The 24680-nt window shown below is 62.1% G+C and carries 20 protein-coding genes; 8 read left to right on the top strand and 12 right to left on the bottom strand.

Translation table 11 applies throughout. The features are described from left to right. Positions 1-141 precede the first annotated feature (141 nt). From AC1DWA_RS16780 to AC1DWA_RS16760, 5 genes are read left to right on the top strand one after another with little or no spacing between them, the layout of a single operon-like run. Complete coding sequence (locus AC1DWA_RS16780; RefSeq protein ID WP_477847916.1) at positions 142-1146, top strand: ABC transporter substrate-binding protein; 1005 nt, start codon at positions 142-144, stop codon at positions 1144-1146. Positions 1147-1156: 10 nt separating this feature from the next. After that, positions 1157-1939, top strand: a complete 783-nt coding sequence (locus AC1DWA_RS16775; RefSeq protein WP_477847914.1) for an ABC transporter permease — start codon at positions 1157-1159, stop codon at positions 1937-1939. Between the two features lie 2 nt (positions 1940-1941). Then, the gene (locus tag AC1DWA_RS16770) at positions 1942-2724 is read left to right on the top strand and encodes an ABC transporter permease (protein ID WP_477847929.1); all 783 of its coding nucleotides are present in this window, start codon (positions 1942-1944) and stop codon (positions 2722-2724) included. Next, the gene (locus tag AC1DWA_RS16765; RefSeq protein ID WP_069145278.1) at positions 2724-3530 is read left to right on the top strand and encodes an ABC transporter ATP-binding protein; all 807 of its coding nucleotides are present in this window, start codon (positions 2724-2726) and stop codon (positions 3528-3530) included. The genes AC1DWA_RS16770 and AC1DWA_RS16765 overlap by 1 nt, the downstream gene beginning before the upstream one ends. Positions 3531-3555: 25 nt before the next feature. Next, entirely contained in the window at positions 3556-4566 is a 1011-nt protein-coding gene (locus AC1DWA_RS16760; protein ID WP_019746084.1) for a YdcF family protein, read from the top strand. A gap of 6 nt (positions 4567-4572) precedes the next feature. On the opposite strand, the gene AC1DWA_RS16755 is transcribed toward AC1DWA_RS16760, so the two are convergent. From AC1DWA_RS16755 to AC1DWA_RS16715, 9 genes are all read right to left on the bottom strand, one after another. Beyond that, positions 4573-5406 (bottom strand): NmrA family NAD(P)-binding protein, encoded by an 834-nt coding sequence (locus AC1DWA_RS16755; protein ID WP_197942200.1) that lies wholly within the window; start codon positions 5404-5406, stop codon positions 4573-4575. 14 nt (positions 5407-5420) lie between these two features. Continuing rightward, on the bottom strand, positions 5421-7361 hold the full coding sequence (locus AC1DWA_RS16750; RefSeq protein WP_134999329.1) for a hydantoinase B/oxoprolinase family protein: 1941 nt from the start codon (positions 7359-7361) through the stop codon (positions 5421-5423). Next, positions 7361-9460, bottom strand: coding sequence for a hydantoinase/oxoprolinase family protein (locus AC1DWA_RS16745; protein WP_256064222.1), 2100 nt, complete (start codon positions 9458-9460; stop codon positions 7361-7363). Before AC1DWA_RS16745 ends, AC1DWA_RS16750 begins: the two co-directional genes overlap by 1 nt. Before the next feature lie 281 nt (positions 9461-9741). Continuing rightward, positions 9742-10413, bottom strand: a complete 672-nt coding sequence (locus tag AC1DWA_RS16740) for an SRPBCC family protein (RefSeq protein ID WP_003946004.1) — start codon at positions 10411-10413, stop codon at positions 9742-9744. Further along, positions 10410-12932 carry an aerobic carbon-monoxide dehydrogenase large subunit gene (gene cutA, locus AC1DWA_RS16735; protein WP_019746089.1) on the bottom strand — a complete coding sequence of 841 codons (2523 nt, stop codon included), beginning with the start codon at positions 12930-12932 and terminating at the stop codon, positions 10410-10412. The genes AC1DWA_RS16740 and cutA overlap by 4 nt, the downstream gene beginning before the upstream one ends. Beyond that, positions 12929-13573 carry a (2Fe-2S)-binding protein gene (locus AC1DWA_RS16730; RefSeq protein WP_029256750.1) on the bottom strand — a complete coding sequence of 215 codons (645 nt, stop codon included), beginning with the start codon at positions 13571-13573 and terminating at the stop codon, positions 12929-12931. The genes cutA and AC1DWA_RS16730 overlap by 4 nt, the downstream gene beginning before the upstream one ends. Before the next feature lie 2 nt (positions 13574-13575). Next, positions 13576-14478, bottom strand: coding sequence for an FAD binding domain-containing protein (locus AC1DWA_RS16725; protein ID WP_477847908.1), 903 nt, complete (start codon positions 14476-14478; stop codon positions 13576-13578). Positions 14479-14567: 89 nt separating this feature from the next. Beyond that, positions 14568-16007 carry a uracil-xanthine permease family protein gene (locus tag AC1DWA_RS16720; RefSeq protein ID WP_477847906.1) on the bottom strand — a complete coding sequence of 480 codons (1440 nt, stop codon included), beginning with the start codon at positions 16005-16007 and terminating at the stop codon, positions 14568-14570. Positions 16008-16299: 292 nt separating this feature from the next. Next, positions 16300-17523, bottom strand: coding sequence for an aminotransferase family protein (locus AC1DWA_RS16715; protein WP_477916839.1), 1224 nt, complete (start codon positions 17521-17523; stop codon positions 16300-16302). 132 nt (positions 17524-17655) lie between these two features. Here AC1DWA_RS16715 and AC1DWA_RS16710 point away from each other — a divergent pair, with 132 nt between their 5' ends. Then, complete coding sequence (locus AC1DWA_RS16710; RefSeq protein WP_477845983.1) at positions 17656-17973, top strand: DUF2322 family protein; 318 nt, start codon at positions 17656-17658, stop codon at positions 17971-17973. Here the strand turns inward: AC1DWA_RS16710 and AC1DWA_RS16705 are convergent. Next, the gene (locus AC1DWA_RS16705) at positions 17944-18621 is read right to left on the bottom strand and encodes a Pr6Pr family membrane protein (RefSeq protein WP_070797210.1); all 678 of its coding nucleotides are present in this window, start codon (positions 18619-18621) and stop codon (positions 17944-17946) included. The two genes, AC1DWA_RS16710 and AC1DWA_RS16705, sit on opposite strands and share 30 nt — an antisense overlap. A 53-nt stretch (positions 18622-18674) precedes the next feature. On the opposite strand from AC1DWA_RS16705, the gene hrpA reads away from it, so the two are divergent. Next, the gene (hrpA, locus tag AC1DWA_RS16700) at positions 18675-22580 is read left to right on the top strand and encodes an ATP-dependent RNA helicase HrpA (RefSeq protein ID WP_477845982.1); all 3906 of its coding nucleotides are present in this window, start codon (positions 18675-18677) and stop codon (positions 22578-22580) included. A 286-nt stretch (positions 22581-22866) separates the two neighbouring features. On the opposite strand, the gene nrdR is transcribed toward hrpA, so the two are convergent. Together nrdR and AC1DWA_RS16690 are read right to left on the bottom strand one after the other, a co-directional pair. Next, positions 22867-23364 carry a transcriptional regulator NrdR gene (nrdR, locus tag AC1DWA_RS16695; protein ID WP_020907539.1) on the bottom strand — a complete coding sequence of 166 codons (498 nt, stop codon included), beginning with the start codon at positions 23362-23364 and terminating at the stop codon, positions 22867-22869. A 195-nt stretch (positions 23365-23559) separates the two neighbouring features. Further along, positions 23560-24285, bottom strand: coding sequence for a LysM peptidoglycan-binding domain-containing protein (locus AC1DWA_RS16690; RefSeq protein ID WP_477845981.1), 726 nt, complete (start codon positions 24283-24285; stop codon positions 23560-23562). Between the two features lie 256 nt (positions 24286-24541). Between AC1DWA_RS16690 and AC1DWA_RS16685 the strand changes: the two genes are divergently transcribed. Beyond that, on the top strand, positions 24542-24680 hold a 139-nt coding region (locus AC1DWA_RS16685; RefSeq protein ID WP_477916856.1), incomplete at its 3' end, for a LexA family protein.

The raw sequence follows: 24680 nt of genomic DNA, 5'->3' as shown, positions 1-24680 counted from the left end.
TGGAAAACCCTTGGCATTCGCCTTGGAAATTACTATAGTCACAACAATCATTCCGGCGTACGGAATTCTTTGAGCGTCTTCACCTTCCCACCGGATTACCGGCAAGGAAGTCATATCTTTCCCAGCGAGAGGCTTTCGGACATGACGGTTGGACATACCCTTCGGTCGACACCACGGTTCAGAGTTGTTGCCCTAGCAGCGGTCGCGACCGCTGCGTTGGCACTGACCGGCTGCTCGAGCGACGCCACGGCCTCCGACGACGGGGGCACCCAGACCACCACGATTCGAATCGCACCTCAGCCGATCGCAGACTTCGCACCGATCTGGCTCGGAATGGAGCAGGGATACTTCACCGACGAAGGACTCGACATCCAGCTCGTCGAGGGCGGCGCCAGTTCCTCGGCTCAAATTCCGTTGCTGCTCAGCGGAAATGCAGATATGGCAGCCACGACCGCCGCCGCCGCAATTCAGGCACGCAGCCAGAACATGCCCGTCACGATCGTCGGAGGGCTCACGAATTTTGCCGCGAGTGACGGCGTCGACCAGTCCGGCCTCGTTGTCGCCAAAGACAGTTCCATCAGCGGCTTCCGTGACCTCGAAGGCAAAACCGTTGCGATCAGCGGTTTGAAGTCCGTCAGCGAGGCAGTCATCTCTGCTGCGGTGGAGAAGTCCGGTGGAGCAGCGGACAAGATCTCGTTCATTCAGGCGCCCATGCCCAACCTCGGTGACCTTGTTTCCACTGGCGGAGCCGATGCGGCATTCCTCATCGATCCGTTCCTGAGCAAAGCAACCGACTCGGGGCTGAAGATCCTCGGCCACCCCTTCCCCTTGGCCGCGCCCGGTGTGCCAGGGACCTCGCTGGTCGCTTCGGAATCGTTTGTCGACGCGAACCCGGACTCACTCGCCAAATTCCTTACGGCGCTTGCCAAATCCGTCGACTACGCCAATCAGAATCCGGGCGCCGTCAAGGCTGCACTCTCGACACAAGCCAAGATTCCGCTCGAAATGCTGGCCAACAGCAAGAATCCTCAGTTCGTCGCAGTAGTGGAACCGGGTGCTCTCGGCACGGAGATCGAACTGCTGGTCAAGTACGGGGTACTGACGGATTCGGTCGAGGCCGATTCCTTGCTGACACCGGCCAACTGAGTTGTCCGCCTTGACAACTCTGCAGACTCGCCGCAGGCAGGTTCTGCTCGGTCGGCTGCTGACGCTCTTCGCGTTGGCGGCCGCCTGGCAGATCTTCGGAATGCTCGGCGACGAGGACGTCAAAGGTATTCCGAAGTTCAGCGACGTGGCAGTGGCCCTTGTGAACGAACTCGGCACATCCTCGTTGTGGACATCACTGGGACAAACGGTGACCACCACAGCGATCGGATTGGCGCTGTGCCTGGTCATCGGGATCCCGGCAGGACTGCTGCTCGCCGCGCACCCGTTCCTGACGGTCTCCTCCCGTTTCGTCATCGACTTCTGCCGAACCGTTCCGCCGCTCGCAATCATTCCGCTCTTTCTGCTGATCATGGGCCCGACGCAACGGATGGCGGTGGCGCTGATCGTGGCAGTAAGTGTGTGGCCGATTCTGCTCCAGACGATTCACGGTGTGCGCAACGTCGACCCGGAACTGCTGGCGACCGCACGCTCCTTCCGACTTCCGCTGTGGCGCAGACTCGCTCTCGTCGTCGCACCGGCGTCGATGCCCTACATCTTCACCGGGATTCGCATCTCGGCAACACTGAGCTTGCTGCTGACCATCGGTGCAGAATTGATCGCGGGCGTGCCGGGACTCGGTAAGGAGATCTTGCTGAGCCAATCCGTCCCCGATCGAATGTTCCCACTGATCATCGTCGCCGGACTACTCGGAATGCTGCTCGCCTTCGCCGTGATGGCGATCGAGAATCGTTTACTTGCTTGGCATTACATCCCGAGGAGGATGACGACGTGAAGATGATGTCAGGACTTCGACTCCTCGCGTGGGAGTTGTGGCTGCCGATCTTGATCGTCGTCGTATGGTACTTCGGTTCGGAGTCGAGCAAGTCGCCCTACTTCCCGCCACTGTCGCGTATCTGGAAAGCGTTTGTGGACAACTGGTTCGGTCCGGGATTCGCTCACGACGTCGTACCGAGCTTGACCAACCTTGCCTTCGGTCTCGCCGTGGCACTGGTGGTCGGCATCGGCACCGGTCTCCTGCTGGCCCTGTTCCCGCTGGCTGCCGATATTGCCGATCCGTTTCTCCAGTTCTTCCGCGCCATTCCGGCGCTGGCCGTATTGCCCGCCCTCTTCATCGTTTTCGGAACCGGTTCGACGGGTAACGTTGCCGCCATCGCCTTCGGCGCGGTCTGGCCGATACTCCTCAACACCCTCGACGGCATTCGCTCCATCGACCCGAGTATCCGATTGGTGGCGCGCAGCTACCGGATMCGTACACCCCTCCTGGTGACGCAGGTACTCCTTCCCGGAGCGATGCCGCAGATAACAGTCGGTATCCGTACCAGTCTCGCGATCGGTGTCGTCATCATGGTCGGCAGCGAAATGTATGTCTCCACTGCAGGAATCGGTCACTTCGTGATCGTCGCGCAACAGACATTCGCCATCGCGGACATGTGGTCCGGAATTCTCCTGCTGGGAATCATCGGATACGTGCTCAACCTCGGATACGGCGTGATCGAACGATGGTTGCTCAGATGGCAGCCGCGGACCCACGACGCTCTCGCAGTGAAAGGAAACTGATGTCATCCACAGAATCTGCGGCATCGATACCCGCAGTCGAACTGAGCGGCCTCGGGGTGACCTACGGCGGCCCCACCGGCCGCGAAGTGCTCCGCGGGATCGACCTTACGGTCGCACCGGGAGAAATCGTCTGCATCGTCGGCCATTCCGGCATCGGCAAAAGCACGCTGATTCGTTGCATCGCCGGTCTGCAGAAGCCGACCACCGGTGAGGTCCGCATCGCCGGGATCGCGATCGATGCACCGCCGGCCACTCTGGCTCTCGTGTCACAGGACTACGGACGCACACTGATGCCGTGGCTTCGAGTGGGCGAGAACGTTCGCCTGCCGCTGCGGGGCAACAGTCTGGCGCGGAAGGTTCAGAACGAGAGGGTTACCGATGCACTCGCCGTTGTCGGTCTAGGTGGTGCTGCGCGTTCCTACCCCTGGCAGTTGTCCGGCGGAATGCAGCAGAGAGTAGCGATAGCTCGCGCTCTCGCCTATCGGCCGCAGGTACTCCTCATGGACGAACCCTTCGCGTCGGTCGATGCGCAGACCCGCGCGGAACTCGAAGACCTGCTGCTGACGCTTCAACGTGATCTTGGTATCACCGTCCTCCTGGTCACCCACGACGTCGACGAGTCGGTGTACCTGTCCGATCGAGTGGTCGTACTCGGCGGAACGCCGGCATTGATGCAGGACATCGTCGACGTCCCGTTGACCGGAGCTCGAGATCAACTGACCACCAAGGCGGACCCACTGTTCATCGAGTGCCGTACCAGGGTGCTGTCCGCGATCCAGCAGTCCAAAACGGTGGCGCCCGTGTAGTGGGCACCTCGCCTAGTCTGGCTCCGTGATCCTTCTCCTCATCGGCCTCGCGCTGCTCGGATTCTGCGGCTACCGGTTCAGGCAGGATCGGCGGAGGCTGAGCAACGGCGTCTATCTACTTCTCGGAGTGATCTTCACCGGTCTGTGGATGCTGCAGTCGGGTGCACCGGGGACCGAGATCCCGTCGTTCGTCATCGCGACGATCGCTCTGCTCTCGCCGTTGCTGGTGCTCCTGCTTGCAGGATTCCTGATCGTCAACGGGGTCACGATGCTGCGGCGCGAGGGATTCAGCGTGGCGAACCTGCTCTCCCTCGTCGCCGGACTCGGACTGCTCGTTCCCTACGTTCTGCTCGCATCAGCGTTGCTGACGCAGAGATATTGGCTCGCAGTCGTTCTCGGATCGTTCAGCCTGGTCGCGTCGTACCTGGGGTTTCTGTTCACGAGCTTTCTGCTCTACTCCTACGTGTACGGACGCCAGAAGTACCAGCCCGGGATGGACGCGATAGTGGTGCACGGCGCCGGGCTTTCGGGTGCCGACGTGACGCCCCTGCTGGCCAGCCGTCTGGACAAGGCCGCGGACGTCTTCCGCGCCGAGGTCCGCGAAGGACGTTCACCGCTGTTGGTCGTCAGCGGCGGGAAGGGATCGGACGAGGTGGTCAGCGAGGCTGAGGCAATGTGCGTCTACCTCGTCGATCACGGGATCCCGCGCGAGAACGTGATGCTAGAGGACCGTTCGACCACCACGCTCGAGAATCTCGAGTACACCAGGGACCTTCTCCGAGCCGACACCACGAAGCCTCGAATGGTTCTGGTCACCAGCAACTTCCACATACTCCGAACCGCAACGTTTGCCCGAAGCCTCGATCTGGACGCAGAAGTCATCGGTTCCCACACCGCCCGGTACTACCTGCCGAGCGCTATTCTGCGCGAGTTCGCCGCCGTCACGGTGGAACACAAGTGGCTCAACGGAACGGTCTGCCTGATCCTCGCCGCCCTGCCCCCACTGGTTGTCTGGGCGGCAGGAGGCATTGCGTAGCAAGCCTCACCGAATCAGGCTCTCGACGCCCATCGGTCGGCGACCCAGAAGCAGTTCCACGGCAGCACTGCCCGCAAGGAAGTCGTGGTGGTTGTAGAACTCGAACATCGCCGCCAATCGTGAGCTGGCGTTGACGTCCAGGCCGCTGCCGATCTGTTCACGCCATTGATCCACGCTGATCTGTTCTATCGCGACGGTACGTGACGTCTGCTTCTCCACCATCTGTGCCACCTCCATGACGCTCAGAGCTTGCGGGCCGCCCACCTCGTACGTCGCTCCGTGATGCTCGCCCGGGCCCTCGCTCAGGACGACCGCGGCAACAGCTGCCACGTCCGCCAGACTCACGAACGAGAACCTCGTGTCCGCGCTGTACGGCACGACGATGGTCTCTGACCGACCCGTGAGTACTGCTTCGAAATTCTGCGCGTATGCACATGGCTGCAGCACAGTCCATTTCAAGGGCGAACGATGCAGTTCGTCCTCACACCTGGCTTTGTCCAGGTGATGCGGCATTGACGGGCTGAACGGCCACGCCACGGAGTGATAGACAAAGTGCTCCACCCCCGCCGAAGCCGCTGCCGTCAGCGCATTGCGAAGCAGTGCCGGCTCGTCGGGATGGACGTTCGGGGCAATGAAGTACACACCGCGGCACCCGGCGAGCGCCTTGCGCAGCCCTCTTCCCGTTTCGAGTTCTACCTCGAAGTCCCCGTCGACACGCGCCTTTCGCACCAGTCGCCGAACTGTCACGCTCGGCGGCAGTGCAGCGACGACTGCTTCACCGGTCTTACCCGCGGCGCCGATCACCGCGATGTCGGCGCCGCGAGCAATTCCGTTCTCCATGAGAGTTTTCCGTCCTAGACGTAGTCGTAGACCGCTGAGGTGGCGCCACCGGAAAGCTGCGCGTAGCCCGGACCCCGATCGAAGAAGGGTTCGTTCTCACCGCGCTCCGAGCGCAACTGATCCCGTAGCTCCGTGGTAGCACCCTCGTCGACGGACGGCTCGTCACCCTCGATCACGACAACACCGTAGTCGTCGCGTGCACCCTCGACGGAAACCTTGCGCCACTGAATGTCTCGCAAGACCTCTTCGATCGGGCGCTCCAGTGGATCTCCCCAACCGCCACCACCGGTGGTGCGAATCCGTACGACCTCGCCGGCCTTGATCGGCTCGGCATCGGTCAGCGCGTCGAACTCACGCTCGTTCGGTCCACCCGGATCCAGCACCACCGAGAACGGCCGACCGGCCTTGCCGCCCTTGACGCCCCAGCAGGCGAGGATCGAACGATCCGCGATGGACATGAAGTGCGCATCCTTGAGCATCCGGATGTGCTTCTCGTATCCCAGGCCGCCGCGGTAGCGTCCGGCTCCGCCGGAATCCATGGCCAGACCGAGCTTCTCGACGATGAAGGGGAAACGGCTCTCGGTGAATTCGGTCGGCAGGTTCCGTGAATCGGGAACGACGTGAATCGTATCCTCACCGTCGGCGTAGTAGCGTCCGCCCGAACCGCCGCCGAGCACCTCACGCATGAGGTACGAGTGACCCTCGAAGTCCTCACCGTAAACGCCGGTGTACCTGATGGTCTCCTGATCGGCGGGCATGTTGCCGTCCACAGCCTTGGCGACAACGCCGGCCAGCACTCCGAGCAGACGGAGGATGACAAACGTGCGAGCGTTGGTGGGGGCAGGGAAGATCGGGGTGATCAATGTTCCCTTTTCGGGGAACTTCATCTCGATCAGCGGTACGACGCCCTCGTTGACATCCAGTTCGGCCATGCGCTCCGGGGTGTCCGCGAGGTTACGCAGAATCGGGGCCAACCACTTGATGAGGAAGTTTCCGTCCGCGTAGTCACCGCAGTGGTTGATCGGGCCCTTTGCCTGCGGTCCGGTTCCGTTGAAGTCCAGGATGAGTCGCTCGCCGCCCTCGTCCTCCGGTCGCGTCTTCGTGAGCGTGATGCGCTGGATGTGGAGCATCGGCTCGTCGACGCCGTCGTGCTCGGCGTAGTCCTCCCACGTGTACTCACCGACCGGGATCTTGCTGAGGATCTCGCGGCGGTACGTCTCGGTGGTCGCGTCCATCATCGCGTCGAAGCACGACTCGACGGTGTCGACGCCGTAGCGCTCGAACAATTCGGTGAGTCGACGCGCACCCATCAGGCACGCCGAGCACTCGGCGTCGAGGTCAGCTGCGAGAGCGTCCGGCATGCGGGAGTTACGCGTCATGATGCGCAGCGCCGCCTCGTTGGGAACTCCCTGGTCCCACAGTTTGATCGGCGGAACCATCAAACCCTCTTCGTACACCGTGGTGGCGCCGGACGGCATGGAGCCGGGGCAGCAACCGCCGATGTCGTCGTGGTGACCGAATGCCTGAACGAACGCAACAACCTTCGGCTCGGCATCGGGAGTGACGCGGGCGAAGACAGGCACCGTGACGCAGAGGTCGGGGAGATGGCCGATGCCACCTTCGGACAGGTAGACGTCGTTGTGGAAGTACACGTCTCCCGGCTTCATCGTCTCGAGTGGGAAGTCCCGGGCGATCGGATGAACCAGGGCGGAATACGAACGGCCCGTGAGCTTGCGGAGGTTCCGGTCGTGAATACCGGCGCGGAAATCGTGAGCGTCACGGATCATCGGCGAACGCGAGGTGCGCGAAATGGAGGTCTCGACTTCCATTTCCACGCTGGCGAGGTAACCGGCGACGATCTCGACCAGAATCGGATCAGGTGACGCGCCGTCGGTAGCGGTGAGTCGGTACGGCTTGGCCGCGGTGGCAGCAGCAGCATCGAGAATGGCGGTCATCACTTCACTCCGTTCGAGTCGGAAGACTTCGAGATACGAATGTTCCCGAAGGTGTCGATACGTGCCGAGAATCCGGGGTGGATCGGGACAGTCGAGCTGAACTCCTCGATCACGGCCGGTCCTTCGATGACGTCACCCGCACCGAGCAGCGTGCGGTCGTAGGTAGCAGTTTCGACCCAGCTGTCGAAATACGATTGCCGCGAACCGGTTCGGGCGGTGTCGGCGCCAGTGCCGGCGGGGATCTCCTTGAGCGTCGGACGCTTGATCGGGCCGATGCCGCTCACGCGCAGGTTGACCCATTCCACGTGCTGCGACGGGTCTCCCCGGAAGTCGTAGCCGTACAGTTCGCGGTGCGCCTGATGGAACGCCTCGGCCGCGTCGTCCATGATCTGCGCCGTGACGGTACCTTCCGCCACCGGGACGCGTACCTCGAAGGCCTGACCGAGGTAACGCAGATCCGCAGTACGGGAGTACTTGCGCTGCGTCTCGTCGAAACCCTCTTCGGCGAGCGCGATCTCGGCTTCGCCGGCCAACGCGTCGAACTGGCTCTGCAGGTCTTCGGCCTTCAACCGGTCGTGACGACTGACATGCGTCTGGACGTAGTCGTTGCGGACATCGACCGTCAGCAGACCGAACGCGGAGACGTTACCCGGATTGAGCGGGACAAGAACGTCTTTCAGACCCAGGATGTCGACGAGACGGCAGGCGAGCAGGGAGCCGGAGCCGCCGAACGTCACGAGGGTGAAGTCGCGAACGTCGAGGCCACGCTTGACGGTGATCTGACGCAGGGCGTTGGCCTGGTTCCACGCCGAGACCTCGAGGACGCCGACCGCGCACTCCTCGAAGCCCAGACTGAGCTGTGTTGCAAGCTCTTCGAGGCCCTTGCGTGCCAATTCCGTGTCGAGAGGAATCTCGCCACCGAGCAGGTGAGGTGGGATGCGCCCGAGCAGGACGTGCGCGTCGGTGATGGTCGGTTCGCTACCGCCCTTGCCGTAGCACAACGGTCCGGGATCGGCGCCCGCCGACTGAGGGCCGACGCGGAGGGTGCGTTCCGGCGTCATCCACGCGATCGAGCCACCTCCGGCGCCGACGGTCACGACGTCGATCATCGGGATCTTCGACGGGTAGTTGCCCACTCGCCCTTCGGTGGTCAGCGCGGGCTCGCCGCGAACCACGACGGTGACGTCCGTCGATGTTCCGCCGCCGTCACAGGTCAACACCTGCTCGACGCCGGCCGCATCGGCGATCAGCGCAGCACCGAGAGCTCCGGCAGCCGGCCCCGACAGAACTGTCGTAATAGGCTGGTGAACAACCTCTTTGGCTGAAAGGACACCGCCGTTGGACTTCATGACGTAGAACGGGATGTCGCGGGGTTCGCCGTCGGTGGTCGAGAACTCACGCAGACGATTCGCGATGTTGTTCACGTAGTTTCGGATGTTCGGCTTGACCGCGGCGTCCACGAGAGTGGTGATGGACCGCTCGTATTCGCGGTACTCACGAAGCACCTGGCTCGAGATGCTCACCGTCGCATCGGGGAAGACCTCGAAGAGGATGTCGCGAACGCGCTCCTCGTGCGTCGGATCGGCGTACGAGTGCATGAGGCAGACGCCGATGGTCCGGATGCCGCGGTCCTTGAAGAACTGCGCTGCGCTGCGAACGCTCTCTTCGTCGAGCGGACGAATCTCGCTGCCGTCGAAGGAAAGCCGTCCACCGACGGTGCGTACACGATCGGCGGGAACGATGCGTTCGGGCTTGACCCAGAAGTACGAGTTGCCGTAGCCGTCCGGCACCGACTGACGAGCGATTTCGAGAACGTGCTCGTAGCCTTCGGTGGTGATGAAGCCGAGGTTCTCGACCTTGCCTTCGAGCAGCTTGTTGGTCGCAACGGTCGTGCCGTGGCTGACCGCACCGATCGACTCGCCGCTCTCGCCGAGCTTGGCGAGTACCTTCTCGATACCGGCGAGAAAGCCCTCGGCGGGGTCCGCCGGGGTGGACGGGGTCTTGGTGGTGACGATGGCGCCGGTTTCGTCGTCCACTGCCACGATGTCGGTGAACGTTCCGCCGGTATCGATACCGACCCGAATCTTCCTGGGTTCCACGCTTCCTCCTGAGATCTTTGGCTCGTCTCGTCTGGTACCGATCGACGGTTGCGGCCTAGCCGGTGAGTGGCTCGTACCTGACGTGTAGTGCTATTCCACAGGTTCGGAAGGGCGGATTCTTTGTCACAATTCGCCGAATCGGGGGACCAAGGTTCGGCGCACGATCACGAGCGGATCTTCGCCGGCGCCCCCATGGGTTACGCGGACGTGAAAAACGCCCCGAACCTGGTCGGTTCGGGGCGTTTCCCTCATCGTGAATCAGCTGTTGACACCTGAGTGAACTACTCGCGACAACCAGAACGCGCCAGGAATCCGCCTATAGCAACACCTGACAAAGCAATGGCTGCGCCGACGACGGCGCTGACCATCACCGTGCGAGCATCTGTGCCACCCGCTGTCGGTGCAGCGGCCGGAAGAACCGCCGGTGCCGCGACAGCTCCGGAAACTACCGGCGCGCCTTCGACCGCCACTGCCGGTATTGCCGCCGCCACGGCGGCAGTGACCTTCTCGGGGATGCCGTTGGCAATGACGCCGTCGATGCTCTTGAAGAACACCCCGGCCATCTTCTTGGCTACACCGGTGATCATGCGCTGCCCGACGCCGCCGACCATCCCGCCGACCACGGCGTCGGCGTCATACGAAAGCAGCGTGCCACCCTCGTTCTCCGTCAAGGTGACCGTGACGTCCGCCTTCACCGTGCCGGGAGCACCCGCTCCCGAAGCCGTCATGACAAACGAATTGGGCCGATTCTGTTGCGACAGAACAACCTCGCCGTCGTAGACGCCCTTGATCGACGCAACTCCGGCCATGATGGAGAGCTTGTAGTGATTGTCCGTGAGCTGCTCGAGCGACTGCACACCGGGAATGGTCGCGGCCAGTACACGACCGTCCTGGAGCTTGTCGTAGACCTCTTCGCGAGGTGCCGTCAGCTGCGCGGTGCCGGCGATTCTCATGCATTCTCCTCTGATGACGAACCCGCATGTGCGAGTCGAAGTTCGAACAGTTCGGACGGTGAAATGGGCATGGACGTGATCGAGATTCCTTCGGCGTCCTCGATGGCGGCCGCGATGACGGCGCTGGTGGGGATCACACCGGCCTCACCGGCACCCTTCATTCCGAGTGGGTTGAGCCCTGACGGCGTGACGGTGTGATCCATCTCGAGCGAATCCGGCATCTCGGTGACGAACGGCATCAAGAAGTCCATGTACGAGGCGTTGAGCATCTGCCCGTGCTCGTCGTAGACGATCCGCTCGTAGAGTGCGCCGCCGATACCTTGCGCGACGGCGCCCATGACCTGACCTTCGACGATGCGGGGGTTGATCACGTTTCCGCAGTCGTGGATGACGACGTAACGACGGACCGTGATCTCGGCTGTCACGGGATCGGTTTCGACGATCGCCGCGTGCACTCCCGAAGCGAAGGTGGAACTGGGCGGCGAGTAGTAGCCGGTTGCTTCCAGACCGGGCTGCTCACCCTCGGGAATCGGCGGCTTCGACATGTCCGTGTCGGTCTTGGCGAAACCGGTGGCCAGCTTCGACTCACGGTCGAACGCATATCGTAGCGGGTTCGACAGCACGGCAACAACACTCAGCGGTACGGACGTACCTTCCACACCGGCTTCGGTGCCGATCTTGCACACGTGGCCTTCCCGGAGTTCCAGTTCGGTTTCCGGCAGATCCAAGATTCCGGAGGCGATCTTCTTCGCCTTCTCCGCGACCATCTGCGCCGCGACATGGAAGGCCGAACCCGACATGACCGCCCCACGCGAGGCGAAAGTGCCTACGGCATAACCGAACCGGCGGGTATCACCCGTGACGATCTCGACGTCGGAGACCTTGACTCCGAGATCGTCCGCGACGATCTGGGCGAACGCGGTCTGATGGCCTTGGCCTTGCGTCGTCAAGCCTGTTGCCGCCTTGACCTTTCCGGACGTCTCGACCACGACGTGTGCACCCTCGTAAGGTCCCGGGCCGGTTCCCTCGACGTACGCACCGATACCGATGCCGACCGACCGCCCTTCGGCGCGAGCCTTCCTCTGGTACTCGGGAAATCCGTCCCAGTCGATGAGCTTCTTGAGCTTGTCGATGCCTGCCTGGTAGTCGCCCGTGTCGTAGATCAACGGGCGTCCGTCCTGGAACATCAGGCCGAAGTCGTACGGCATGTCCTCGGGGCGAATGAAGTTCGCCTCCCGCACCGCGATCTTGTCCTTGTTCAGGTACTTGGCGATGGCGTCCATGGATCGCTCCATAGCGAACACGGCCTGCGGACGTCCGGCGCCGCGGTACGGGGTCACGATGACCGTGTTGGTGTACAGCGAATAGGCGTTGACCCGGAACGACTTCGGCTTGTACGGCCCGAGAACCTGCGTCGCGGTGTTGATCATGACGATGATCCCGTACGGCAGGTAGGCACCGTTGTCGTGCCAGAACGTGAAGTCGAACGCCAACAGGCGACCCTCGTCGTCGAATCCGATGTCGACCTTCTGGATCTGCCCACGCTCGTGCGCGCTCGAGATGAAGTGCTCACGGCGATCCTCGACCCACTTCACCTCACAGGAGATGCCGGCCTGGCCGAGGCGTCGAGCGGCCCACGTGATCATCACTTCTTCGGGCCACGGGTGAACGATCTTGACGCCGAATCCACCGCCGACGTCAGGAGCGATGCAGTGAACCTTGTTCAGCGCCATCCCCAATCGCGCGGCGATTGCGGCGCGGGCGGACGTGGAGGTCTGGGTGGAGGTCCAGAACGTGAGGGTGTTCTCGTCGCCGTCCCAGCGCGCGTAGACACCCTTGCCCTCCATCGGCATGGAAGCCGAACGCTCGATTTCGAGATCCAGCGTCAGTCGGTGCGGCGCGGCGGCCAGTTCGGCATCCAGATCTCCGAACCCGTGCTGCAGGTGAGCGGCGACGTTGTCCGGAACGTCGGCGTGGACGGCGTTGGCGGCGGTGCGAGCGACGTCGATCCCCACTACAGGCTTCAGCGCCTCGTAGGTGACGTCGATCTTCGCGCAAGCGTCCTCGGCGATGTACCGGTTGTCGGCGACCACCATGGCGATGGCTTCGCCGACATGCTTCACCTCGTCCTTCGCGAGGGGATACCCGTTGCGCGGAGCGATGATTCCCGGATGCGGAATGAGCAGTGGCAGGTTCTCCGCCATTTCCGGCGTGTCGGCCAGGAGATCTTCGTAGGTGTAGATGGCATGCACACCAGGCACTTCCAGCGCCTGGTCGATGTCGATATCGATGATTCGCGCATGAGCGTGCGGCGACCTGACGAATGCCGCGATCAGCGCGTTGTGGCCCAGATCGTCGAGGTATCGCCCCTGACCACTGAGCAGACGCGTATCTTCCTCGCGCGGAATCGGTTTACCGAAGAACTTGCCGTCGTCGGCAACCGAATGATCGGCCGTCGAATGATCGGAAGCGGGGTGCTTCGCCCCGTTGCGCTTTGCTGGTTTGACCGGAGTACTCATGCCTTACCCGCCCGTCCTCCGACGGGATTCGTTGTTCCCCGCACCTTGCGATCCAACGCCTCCCGAGTGGACGCGTCGTCGATTCCGAGCGGGAACTGCCCGGCCCGTTCACGCTTGATCTCGGCTGCGCGCAGAACCGACGCCCTGATGTTCTGGTATCCCGTACAACGGCAAAGGTTTCCCGCGATCGCGTCGGTTGCTTCCTCACGTGTGGGATTGGGGTTCTCCTCGAGAAACGCCGCGATGGTCGTCACGAATCCCGGAGTGCAGAATCCGCACTGCAGACCGTGACAATCCTTGAACGCCTGCTGAACCGGATGCAAAGTACCGTCCGGCTCGACGAGGCCTTCGACGGTCGTGATCGATCGACCTTCGAGGCTGGCAGCGAGGACGAGGCAGGACCGAACCGGCTTTCCGTCGAGCAGCACGGTGCACGCACCACACACGCCGTGTTCACAACCGACGTGCGTGCCCGTCTTACGGAGGTGGTGACGAATGGCATCCGAAGCCAAAGTGCGGGAGGGAAGAACGACGGTGCTCGTCACCTCGTTGAGCGTGAACGTCACGGCCACATGGTGCTCACCGGTGTCTGCTGCCAACTCGGCAAGTTGATCATCGATGGAGCGATCGTTTTTGGACATTGTCACCACTTTCCTGCCAGTACTGCGTTCTCACTGAGAGCATCCGTTGCCGCCGCGAAGCCGACCCGCGCCGTGAGCGCGGACACCAACTGCGAGCGGTACGCCGCCGTCCCGTGAATGTCTGCCTCGGTATCTATCTGCGCGCGGGCGCATTCTCCGAGAGTGCGCCATCGCGGGTCTCGCTGATCCGTCGCGGACGCCCCCGCCAGCACGTCCGTGTAGTCCACGACCTGCCCCAGCTCTCCGGCGGACACGTACGTCATGTGCGCTTCGGCCACCAGACCGTCGACCACGCGAATCCGGGCGACGACGCCGACCAATGCGTAGTCACCGTGACGACGCGCGATCTCGTCGATGGCGGTCCCCACTCCGGGTTCGGCGCCGGGCACCGACACCGACACCGCGATCTCGTCCGATTCCAGGCTCGACTCGAGAGGACCGGCAAAGAGATCCGTCGACGCGATCTCGCGGGTGCCACGCACCGACTGGACGGTCACGCTGCCGCCGAGCAGTGTCAGGACTGCCGGCATCTCCGCCGACGGGTCGGCATGGACGATGGAACCGACGCTCGTCCCGCGGTTACGGATCGTGGGGTGCGCTACCAACTGCAGAGCACGGTTCAGTAGAGGCTGAACTCGACGAGCACCTTCGTCGGCCGCCAGCGCCGAGTGCGTGGCCAGGGCCTGGAACCGCACTCCTTCGTCTTCGGACGAGGTCACCGAAGCGAGGTTCGGGATCGATCCGATGTCGACGATGTGGGCGGGCGCGGCGAGGCGCATGGACAGCAGCGGCACAAGCGATTGCCCACCGGCGAGCACCTTCCCCTCGTGAGAGACCTCGGAGAGGATTCGGCACGCGTCCTCGACCGAGGACGGTCGGTGATAAGTCAGCGGCGACGGTTTCATTACTCAATCCTGCCTCTATGAGTCACTTCACGTTTTGTGCAGATGTGACAACGGTCACGGGTCATACCTGGCATACATTCAACTTGGCATCACGTGAGCTGCGCCACGGGCTCTTCCCGTTCGTCATCTGACGTATCCGGACCCGTCATGGAGCCCGGTCGCCTGCCGGGCTCCGGCCTGTTCAGTTCGGGGTTCCTGGACCCGACGAACTGGCAGAAGTGGTACATCACGATCAAGACGATGGTGCCGAGCGCGATGCCTCCGAGTGAGAACGTGTCACTGAACTTCAGAGCCGTGTCGCCGATACCGATGATCAGACCGGCGGCGATCGGCATCAGATTCAGCGGATTCCCGAAGTCGACACCGTTCTCTTTCCAGATCTTGGCGCCGAGCAGACCGATCATGCCGAACAGAACCACAAGAATTCCGCCGAGAACGCCGCCGGGAGTCGCCGCCATGACCGCCCCGAACTTGGGGGAGAAGCCGAGCAGGATCGCGATGACACCCGCGATCACGTACGCGGCGGTCGAGTACACCCGAGTGGCTGCCATGACACCGATGTTCTCGGCGTGTGTCGTCGTGGGAGAGCCGCCTACTGCGCTGGCGATGGCGGTGGCAAAACCGTCACCGGCAATTGCGCGTCCGATGTACGGGTCGAGATCGTCGCCCGTGATCTCGGCGACGGCCTTGACGTGACCGGCGTTTTCCGCGACCAGTGCGATGACACCGGGAAGGACCAGAACGATGAACGTGAGGCTGAACGAGGGAGCGTGGATACCGACGATTCCGTTGGCTTCGTCCGAGAACGGCGGCAACCCGAACCACGACGCCGAGTGCACCGAATCCCAGTTGACACGAAAGTGCTCGGTGGGTGCTCCACTACCGCCGGCGGACGTGATCGGACCGGAGACCCGGTCGAGGACCCACGAGAAGATGTAGCCGAAAACCAGCGCGACGAGAATGGCGATACGTCCCAGGAAGCCGCGTAGCGCAACGCTCATCACGATCAGGGCAACCATCACGATCAGCGCCACCCATTGGTCCTGCGGCCAGTACAACCCCGCGACAACGGGCGCCAGGTTGAAACCGATCAGCATCACCACAGCGCCGGTGACCACCGGCGGTAGCGCTTTACTGATGACGCCACCGCCGAGAAAGTGGATGGCGATGCCGACGAATCCCAGAACCAACCCCGACACCAGAATCGCACCGGTCACTTCCGCCGTCGTTCCACCCTGAGCACGAATAGCGGCAACGCCGCCGACAAAGGCCGCCGACGTACCGAGGTAACTGGGGACGCGTCCTTTGACCACCAGGAGGAAAAAGAGCGTACAAAAGCCCGACATCATCACGGCAAGTTGGGGATTGAGACCCATGATGATCGGGAAGACGAACGTCGCGCCGAACATCGACACGACATGCTGGCCACCCAACCCGATGGTTCTTCCCCAACTGAGTCGCTCGCCGGGAGCGACCACTTCACCGGGTCCGATGTTCTTTCCGTCTCCGTGCAACGTCCAGATCGGCATGACGAGACCTTTCGCGAAGGAGGAAGGTGTTCGAAATGCTTTGTGCCCCAGCTCACAAACACCGTGTCTGGAGTGAAACGCTAATGCAGCAATCAGATTTGGACGTGATGACAATCTGCCAGAACCCACTCGCCGAGATTGGCAACAATGGTGGCAAATGACGCGGGCAGGGGTCATCGTCAGTGCTGGAGACAGTTTCGACCGAAATGAGGACCGCGCCGCGAAGGGCCCAAACATTTTCTTCGGCTTAATGACTCCGTAACACGATGTCTGTCAACGGAAAACGAGGTACCTAGCCGAGGGCTGCGAGGATCCCTGCTGCCAACTCCGCGACCTGATCGTCGGTCATGACGAACGTCGGCGAAATCTGCATCGCACCCTGACCCGCCGCGCGACCCGAAATACCGTGCTCACGCAACGTCTTCACGAACGGCAACGCCTCCGCCGGATCAGCCAACTGCACCGCAGCGACCGCACCSAGTCCACTACGAACCTCCGCCACCCGCGGATGCTCSGCCAACGGCTGCAGATGCGTATGCAACGACGCCTCCAGACGCTTCGACTCCCCAAGCAAATTCTCACGCTCGAGAATGTCGAGGTTCGCCATCGCCGCCGCAGCAGCACCGGCATGCCCGCCATACGTGTAACCATGACGCCACCACGAACCCGCATAGAACGGCTCCGCCACCCGCGGCGCGATGAACACCGCACCCATCGGAACGTAACCGGACGTCAAACCCTTTGCCGTGGTCATCATGTCGGGCTGCAAATCGAAACGAGTAGACGCGAACCACTCGCCGCCGATACGACCGAAACCGGTCACGACCTCGTCGACGACAAACAAAATGTCGTGCTCGCGGCAGATGTCGCGCACCTCGGCCAGGTACCCCTCCGGCGGAAGATACACCCCACCSGCACCGATGATCGGCTCCGCGAAGAACGCGGCGATCYTGTTCGCACCGATCCTCTCGATCAACTCGAGCAGACTCTTCGCATCATCCCAGCCGACCGTGGCCGCATCCGCCATCARCTCGCCGTAACCCTCACGGTTCACCGGAATACCCGCCAGAGCYGTTCCCGCAACATGCATTCCGTGGTACGCCTTCTGACGACCGACGATGATCRCCTTCTCCGGCTGCCCCACCTCRTGCCAGTACCGGCGAGCGAGCTTCGCCGCAGTGTCCACCGAATCCGAACCACCCGAAGTGAAAAAGATCTTGCTCCCGGCAACCGGCGCGATCGTCGCCAACCGCTCCGCCAACACCTGCGTGGTCTCGGGAACAAAATCACCGAAATTCGAGAAATGAGCGATCTTCGACAACTGAGCCGCCACCGCATCCGCGATCTCCGTGCGCCCGTGCCCGACATTGGTGAACCACAGGCCCGCCGTCGCATCCAGATACCGAGTGCCCTCGSRRTCCCAGATGTACGCGCCCTCACCGCGAGAGACGACAAACGCGCCGTTCTTCTCCACAGCGCCCATGTCCGCGAACCCGTGCCACAATGCCGAAGCCATCATTGTCCCCTTCGAATACAAACGATGCTGGTGTGCAAACGATGTGCTGCGACTATATCGACACCGGGAATCGGCGCACGACGGCGCTCGCCGGGCACCGGCATTTCCGGGTACACACGTAATCTGTCGACCATGACTTTTGCCGACAATCTCGCCGCACTGCCCGCCATCGATCATCTGGCCGCCATCGAGGTACTCGACGCCGACGGAACCGTCATCGACACCGTCGAGAACAAGCCCGGAAAGTCCGGCTCGGTCAAGGTGTACAACCATCTCGCTCAGGTCTACGGCGCGCTCACACCCGAAGCCGCCTCGGCAGGACTGACGATCTTTGCCGAACACACCGAGGACGCGCGGGCGAACCCCGGTAAGCACCCGAACGTGGACCGCCTCGAGCAGGTGCTCGCCTCCGGCAATCCACTAGGACTTCGCAGCGTTCCGTCCGCGTAGCCCGGCTCCCAGCCGTCCGACGGCATTGACCGCCAACGCCATCAGGGCCATCGCGATGCCCAGTACGACAAATCCGATGAACAGGGCCAGATAGCCCTGGTGGCGAGGATCCATGAACGGATACGGATACCAGTCGACGATCGGCCCTCGAATCAACGTGTACACCGCGTAGATCACTGGAAACAGCAGCCACTGCAGCGAGCGGATTTCGGAGATCCTGTGCCTCGAAGCGAAGAACACCCAGTCGAGGAGCATCACCAGCGGAAGAATGCGGTGGAGCGCCGAGTTGATCCACGCGTCGTTCAAATTGACGTCGATATTGGCCAGTAGAACGGCGTAGATGATTCCGGTGATCACCATGTAGAGCGTCACCGCACCGCGAACCGACTGCCATGTCCGAGACTGCGGATCCCGAAGGGCGCCGACCAGCAATACGATCACCGCAAGGATGTTGCTCTCGATGGTGAAGTAGCTCAGATAGTTCGACAACGAGAATCCGTCGGCGTTTCGAATCGGAATCCATAGCAGCGCCGTGAGTCCGTAGATCGCGAACAACAAGCGAAGTACTCGCACGGCAACAGGCGTCGACGCGACCGGTGTAACTGCCTCATTTGCGGTATTTGTCGTCACTGGTCGATATTTGCACATCAAAACGATCTGCGAGCGGTAGTTGTGAACGCGTTCGATAGGCTGTCATCAGCATGTCTACAACACCACCGGCCCCACTCTCCCCCAAGCGGAGTGACCTGAAGAGCGCGCTGGCGCAGGTCTCACTCCGCGACGAGAGTCGACTCCGTCGCAAACTCGACCGTGCCCGCACACCAGACGCTTTGGTGGCGCTGGCCGAGGAAATTGAAACGGCGCGCGCACGGTTGGCGGCACGCTCCGCCAATGTTCCCGCAGTCTCGTATCCGGAAGCTCTGCCCGTCAGTCAGCGCAAGGACGACATCGCGACCGCGATCTCGGAGAATCAGGTTGTCATCGTCGCCGGCGAGACCGGCTCGGGTAAGACAACTCAGATCCCGAAGATCTGTCTCGAACTCGGACGTGGCGTCCGCGGCCTGATCGGACATACACAGCCTCGCCGACTGGCAGCACGCACCGTTGCCGAACGTATCGCCGAAGAACTCGACACCGAACTCGGCGACGCCGTCGGATACACCGTGCGGTTCACCGACCAGGTCTCGGACCGCACCTACGTCAAGCTCATGACCGACGGCATTCTCCTCGCCGAAATTCAGCGCGACCGTATGCTCCGACGCTACGACACGCTGATCATCGACGAAGCGCACGAACGCAGCCTCAACATCGACTTCATCCTCGGTTACCTGGCTCAGCTGCTCCCCCGCCGACCCGATCTCAAGGTCATCATCACGTCGGCGACCATCGATCCCGAACGCTTCGCCAAGCACTTCGCTGTCGACGGTAAGCCCGCGCCGATAGTCGAGGTATCCGGTCGAACATTCCCCGTCGAAATGCGTTACCGGCCACTGACCGTCGAGTCCGGCGACATCACCTTCGACCGTGATCCCGTCGACGCGGTCTGCGAGGCGGTCGACGAGCTGAGCGCGGAGGGCGAAGGCGACATCTTGGTCTTCCTCTCCGGCGAACGCGAAATTCGCGACACCGCAGACGCTTTACGCGATCGGCGTCTTCGCAACACCGAAATCGTCCCGCTGTACGCGCGACTGTCTGCTGCCGAGCAACACAAAGTGTTCTCGCCGCACACCGGCCGACGCGTCGTCCTTGCCACCAACGTGGCCGAGACCTCGTTGACCGTTCCCGGCATTCGGTACGTCGTCGATCCGGGAACCGCGCGCATTTCGCGATATTCGGTGCGCACCAAGGTTCAACGATTGCCGATCGAGCCCATTTCGCAGGCGTCAGCTCGTCAGCGGTCCGGGCGTTGCGGCCGCGTCGCCGAAGGAATCTGCATCCGCCTGTATTCCGAGGAGGACTTCGAGTCAAGGCCGGCGTTCACCGAGCCGGAAATCCTGCGGACCAATCTCGCATCCGTCATCTTGCAGATGACGGCCCTCGGTCTGGGCGACATCGCTGCCTTCCCCTTCGTCGAACCGCCGGACCAGCGCGCCGTCAAGGACGGAATCGGACTGCTCGAAGAACTCGGCGCCATCGCGCGAGGTTCCGAGGCAAGCCACCCCGAACTGACGCCGGTCGGCCGCGAGCTGGCCCAGATTCCGGCGGATCCGCGGATGGCACGAATGCTGGTGGAAGCCAAGAACAACGGTTGCCTTCACGAAACCCTTGTCATCGTCGCGGCGTTGTCCATCCAGGACGTTCGCGAGCGGCCCGCCGAGTTCCAGCAGGCCGCCGACGAAAAGCACGCCAGGTTCAATGTCGAGAACTCCGACTTCCTGGCATACCTGAAACTGTGGGACTACTTACGCGAACAACGTAACGATCTGTCCTCCAACCAGTTTCGCAAGATGTGCCGGAACGAGTTCCTGCACTGGCTCCGCATCCGCGAATGGCAGGATTTGCACGGTCAACTCCGGCAGATCACCCGCGGCCTCGGCTGGACGGTGGGTGAGACACCCGCAAGCGAGAACGCGATCCATCAGTCACTCCTCGCCGGTTTGCTCTCACACATCGGGCTACGCGAGGGCGAGAAGCGGGACTACCTGGGCGCCAGGGGCAGCCACTTCGCGATCTTCCCCGGATCAGGACTGTTCAAGAAGCCACCACGCTGGGTCATGGCCGCCGAACTCGTGGAAACGTCGAGACTGTGGGCTCGCATGTCCGCGCGCATCGAACCCGAGTGGGCTGAAAAGCTCGCCCCGCACCTGGTGAAACGGACCTATTCCGAACCTCACTGGTCCTCCAAGCGCGGTTCGGCGATGGCATACGAGCGGGTCACTCTCTACGGAGTTCCCCTGGTGACGGGCCGCGCAGTGACGTACTCACGAATCGATCCCGAGGCCTCTCGCGATCTCTTCATCCGCCATGCGCTCGTGCAGGGCGAATGGCAGACGAACCACAAGTTCTTCCACGAGAACCGCGCACTCCTCGACAACGTCGAGGAACTCGAGAACCGCGCGCGCCGACGCGACATCCTCGTCGACGACGAAACTCTCTACGAGTTCTACGACGAACGTATCGGCCAGGAAGCCGTATCCGCCAAGCATTTCGACCAGTGGTGGAAGACCGAGCGGCGCAAGAATCCGAGTCTGCTGACTTTCACGCCGGAAACGGTGGTCAACTCCGACGCGGCTGCAGTACTGGGCGGCGAGTACCCGGACGCCTGGCGCCAGGGCGACATGCAGTTTCCGCTCACTTACCAATTCGAGCCCGGAAAGGACGACGACGGCGTCAGCGCGCACATCCCGGTCGGCCTGCTCGCGCAACTTCAGCCGGTCGGCTTCGACTGGTTGGTCCCCGGTATGCGCGTCGATCTGGTTACTGCTCTGATCAAGACGTTGCCCAAGAACATCCGACGCGCTGTCGTGCCCGCACCTGACTACGCCGCCGCAGCATTGGCAGCAGTCAAACCTCGATCCGAGCCGTTGATGACCGCAATGGCCCGCGAACTCTCGCACTTGGGCGGGATCCAGATCGACGCCAACGACTTCGATCCCGCCGCGCTGCCCGACCATCTTCGGATGACATTTGTCGTCGAGGACGAATCGGGCAAGGTTCTCGCGAAGGGTAAGGATCTGGCGCAGCTACGACGCACGCTCGCCCCGCGCGTACAGAAGGAAGTGGCCAAGGCGGCAACCGGTACGGAACGGGCAGCGGCAACCGTCTGGACATCCGAAACGCTCGGCGCACTGGAACCGACCATCACTCGCTCCATCGGCGGACAGCAGGTAACCGGCTACCCAGCACTGGTGCCGGAAAACGGCGGAGTTGCCGTTCGTGTCCTGAGTACGCCGGCTGCGCAGGCGCAGGCGATGCGGGAAGGCACTCGGGCGCTTCTTCTCGCGGCCGTTCCCACCCAACTCAAGGCCGTGACCGCCGGCTTGTCGAACACTCAGCGTCTGGCTCTCGGCCAGAATCCGGACGGCGGCTTGGAGGCCCTCGTCGAAGATTGCCGGGTGGCAGCTGCCAACGAAGTGATAGCTGCCCACGGCGGACCGGTACGCACGCCTGAGGCGTTCGACGCCCTGGTGAAGATCGCACGCTCCGAACTGGCCGGACGCGTCTCCGCGATCCTGCGCATGATTGTTCCGATCCTCGAACAAGCACACCAACTGAGCGTCGTTCTGGACCGCTCCCGCGGCGAAGCAGCAGACGACGTCCGAGAACAGTTGACCTCACTGCTGTTTCCGGGATTTGTCGCCGAATTGGGCTCGGCCCGCCTACGCGATTTGCCGCGGTATCTTGCCGCAGCAAAATTCCGTCTCGAAGCTCTACCCGCAAGTGCACAACGAGATCAGCAGGCGATGGACGTCCTCGACCGGGTGTACGCAGCGTACGACCGGTTGTTGAGTTCACTTCCCGAAGAGCGTCGCACTGCTCGAGATGTCGACTCGATCAGCTGGATGATCGAAGAACTGCGCGTGAGCCTGTTTGCGCAGTCTCTCGGTACACCCACACCGATTTCCGAAAAGCGAGTCCTGAAAGCTATCGAAGCGATCAAGCGTTGACGTTCGGCGTGAATTGCGCGATCAGTAGATTGTCTGAATGTTGACGTTGGTGAGGAAACCACCAAAGGTGGCAACAGTGTTGGCGAACCCGAGGGTTACCAGGCTGTTCACGACTCCGAGAACTGCAACTAAGTTCATAACGCCTCCGTGAAGATCCGAGATGCGGACGAACGTACTTGGTCGACACTAAGCGAATAACTTGCCCGATTTGTTCGATTGTTCGCTTTGTGTTCTCAGCGTTACCTACGGCCGCTTTGTGCTCTCAGCGTTATCTAAGGCAAAGGCCTCAGTCGACGGAAACGGTCTCGGCGCCGGAAGCCTTGTCGGCAGCACGGGTCTCGGCATGTTCGCGCATGTCGGTGATCTCACGTTCGAAATCCGCGGCAGAACTGAAGGACTTGTACACCGATGCGAATCGCAGGTATGCAACCTCGTCGAGATTTCGAAGCGGATCGAGAATCGCGAGCCCTACCTCGTTGCTGGGAATTTCGGCAGAACCCGAAGCACGTACGGCATCTTCGACCTGTTGGGCCAGCAAATTCAGCGAATCGTTGTCCACTTGGCGGCCCTGGCATGCGCGACGCACTCCTTTGACCACCTTTTCTCGGCTGAACGGCTCCGTCACGCCGCTGCGCTTCACAACCGAGAGAACTGCCGTCTCAACCGTGGTGAATCGGCGGCCACACTCGGGGCACGAACGGCGCCGCCTGATCGCCTGGCCCTCGTCGGCCTCGCGCGAATCGACCACTCGGGAATCAGGGTGCCGGCAGAACGGGCAATGCATCGGGGTTCCTTCGTTGTCGCCGAAATGGCCGCAACTCAGATTCGCTACCGACTGCAAATCCTCCGACGATTTACAGAGCAGATCCACGTACTCAACGCGACCACCCGAGGTGGTGGGACTGTCAAGTGGACAGCTTACTCGCTGTGAACCTACTGCTCTCACGCTCGGTACGCCCCCGCCTGGCACGGGGTACGGTCAGCGGCCCGAGGCCGGCACGATCAGCGTTTGCCCAACGGACAGTCCGGAACTCGACATCGCATTGAGATCCATGATCTGCTCGATCACCGAGCCGACAGCCTGGCCAGGCGCAACCTTGGCAGCAATATCACTGAGGGATTCACCCGCAGCAACACGAACCACTTCGGTCGCACCGTTTGTCGCAGCGACATCACCACTCGACAAAGCGCCGATCCCCACCAACGCCAACACTGCCAGTGCAGTGAATACGGCGCCAAGGAACACTGTCTTCCAACTGACGTCCTCAGCAGCCACTTCATGTTCGACCCGTGAGACACCGACTCTGTTTCGGTGCGCGAAACTTCCTCCGTACGGGCGTGACGAATCGTGCTCGCCGTCCCACCGGCGAGGACATTCACGCAACGCACGCGAACCTGAAACCGCGCCCACCGCCGGAACACGACGAACGACAGCCGCCTGCGGTTCGATGTCGACATACCTGGCCACGCCCCGCATTTCGGCCGTGCCGCGCCGTTCGAACGACACACCGTCAGCGTCGGATCCACCATCGGGCCCATAGAACGAGGGGTGGTACTTCAACGCCGACGTGCCGTCGAAACCAATCGCGTCATCACCAATCGCGTCGTCGAAAACCCTGTTGCTTCTCAGTGCTGCGTTACCCATCGTGACCTCCGCTGGTCGACACCGATCGATGTGTTCGATCATGCGTTCGATGGAACGCATGTTCGAATTTCTACCACGCCTGGCCGACAATGTCTCTACTTCAAGCGACACGAATCGAACAGATGTTTGAAACCGCGAGCAAATCCGGCTAGATTCGTGTCAGACCACACAGCGGGAATTGCGAAAGCCTCCGTGTTTGTCGACAGCTCGAATGTTGGCAGGAGGCACCGACAGGTTTCTGCGCGATTTGCACCAGGCACTTTCTCAGACACGACTTTTTCAGACACGACTTCTTCAGACACGGAGGCAACAGGCCATGAAGGACGATCGCTCCAGCACAGCCGCGGAGGCAGGAGCTTCTGCAGTTCCGTCTCCGTCGAGCGAGACGCTCACCGAGCGTCAGCGGCGCGTTCTCGAAGTCATCCGCGATTCGGTGACGGAGCGCGGGTATCCGC

It is taken from the genome of Rhodococcus sp. P4_F3_2 (assembly GCF_056401335.1).
Note: the sequence above shows the minus strand (reverse complement) of the source record. Positions and strands in the feature narration are given on the sequence as shown.

What these genes read in the sequence shown, in the direction of transcription:
- AC1DWA_RS16725 (WP_477847908.1), bottom strand. Translation starts at nt 14,478, where the DNA reads ATGAAACCGTCGCCGCTGACTTATCACCGACCGTCCTCGGTCGAGGAC.
- AC1DWA_RS16740 (WP_003946004.1), bottom strand. Translation starts at nt 10,413, where the DNA reads ATGAGAATCGCCGGCACCGCGCAGCTGACGGCACCTCGCGAAGAGGTC.
- AC1DWA_RS16755 (WP_197942200.1), bottom strand. Translation starts at nt 5,406, where the DNA reads ATGGAGAACGGAATTGCTCGCGGCGCCGACATCGCGGTGATCGGCGCC.
- AC1DWA_RS16720 (WP_477847906.1), bottom strand. Translation starts at nt 16,007, where the DNA reads ATGCCGATCTGGACGTTGCACGGAGACGGAAAGAACATCGGACCCGGT.
- AC1DWA_RS16710 (WP_477845983.1), top strand. Translation starts at nt 17,656, where the DNA reads ATGACTTTTGCCGACAATCTCGCCGCACTGCCCGCCATCGATCATCTG.
- AC1DWA_RS16690 (WP_477845981.1), bottom strand. Translation starts at nt 24,285, where the DNA reads ATGCGTTCCATCGAACGCATGATCGAACACATCGATCGGTGTCGACCA.
- AC1DWA_RS16750 (WP_134999329.1), bottom strand. Translation starts at nt 7,361, where the DNA reads ATGACCGCCATTCTCGATGCTGCTGCTGCCACCGCGGCCAAGCCGTAC.
- nrdR (WP_020907539.1), bottom strand. Translation starts at nt 23,364, where the DNA reads ATGCATTGCCCGTTCTGCCGGCACCCTGATTCCCGAGTGGTCGATTCG.
- AC1DWA_RS16765 (WP_069145278.1), top strand. Translation starts at nt 2,724, where the DNA reads ATGTCATCCACAGAATCTGCGGCATCGATACCCGCAGTCGAACTGAGC.
- cutA (WP_019746089.1), bottom strand. Translation starts at nt 12,932, where the DNA reads ATGAGTACTCCGGTCAAACCAGCAAAGCGCAACGGGGCGAAGCACCCC.
- hrpA (WP_477845982.1), top strand. Translation starts at nt 18,675, where the DNA reads ATGTCTACAACACCACCGGCCCCACTCTCCCCCAAGCGGAGTGACCTG.
- AC1DWA_RS16780 (WP_477847916.1), top strand. Translation starts at nt 142, where the DNA reads ATGACGGTTGGACATACCCTTCGGTCGACACCACGGTTCAGAGTTGTT.
- AC1DWA_RS16730 (WP_029256750.1), bottom strand. Translation starts at nt 13,573, where the DNA reads ATGTCCAAAAACGATCGCTCCATCGATGATCAACTTGCCGAGTTGGCA.
- AC1DWA_RS16705 (WP_070797210.1), bottom strand. Translation starts at nt 18,621, where the DNA reads ATGTGCAAATATCGACCAGTGACGACAAATACCGCAAATGAGGCAGTT.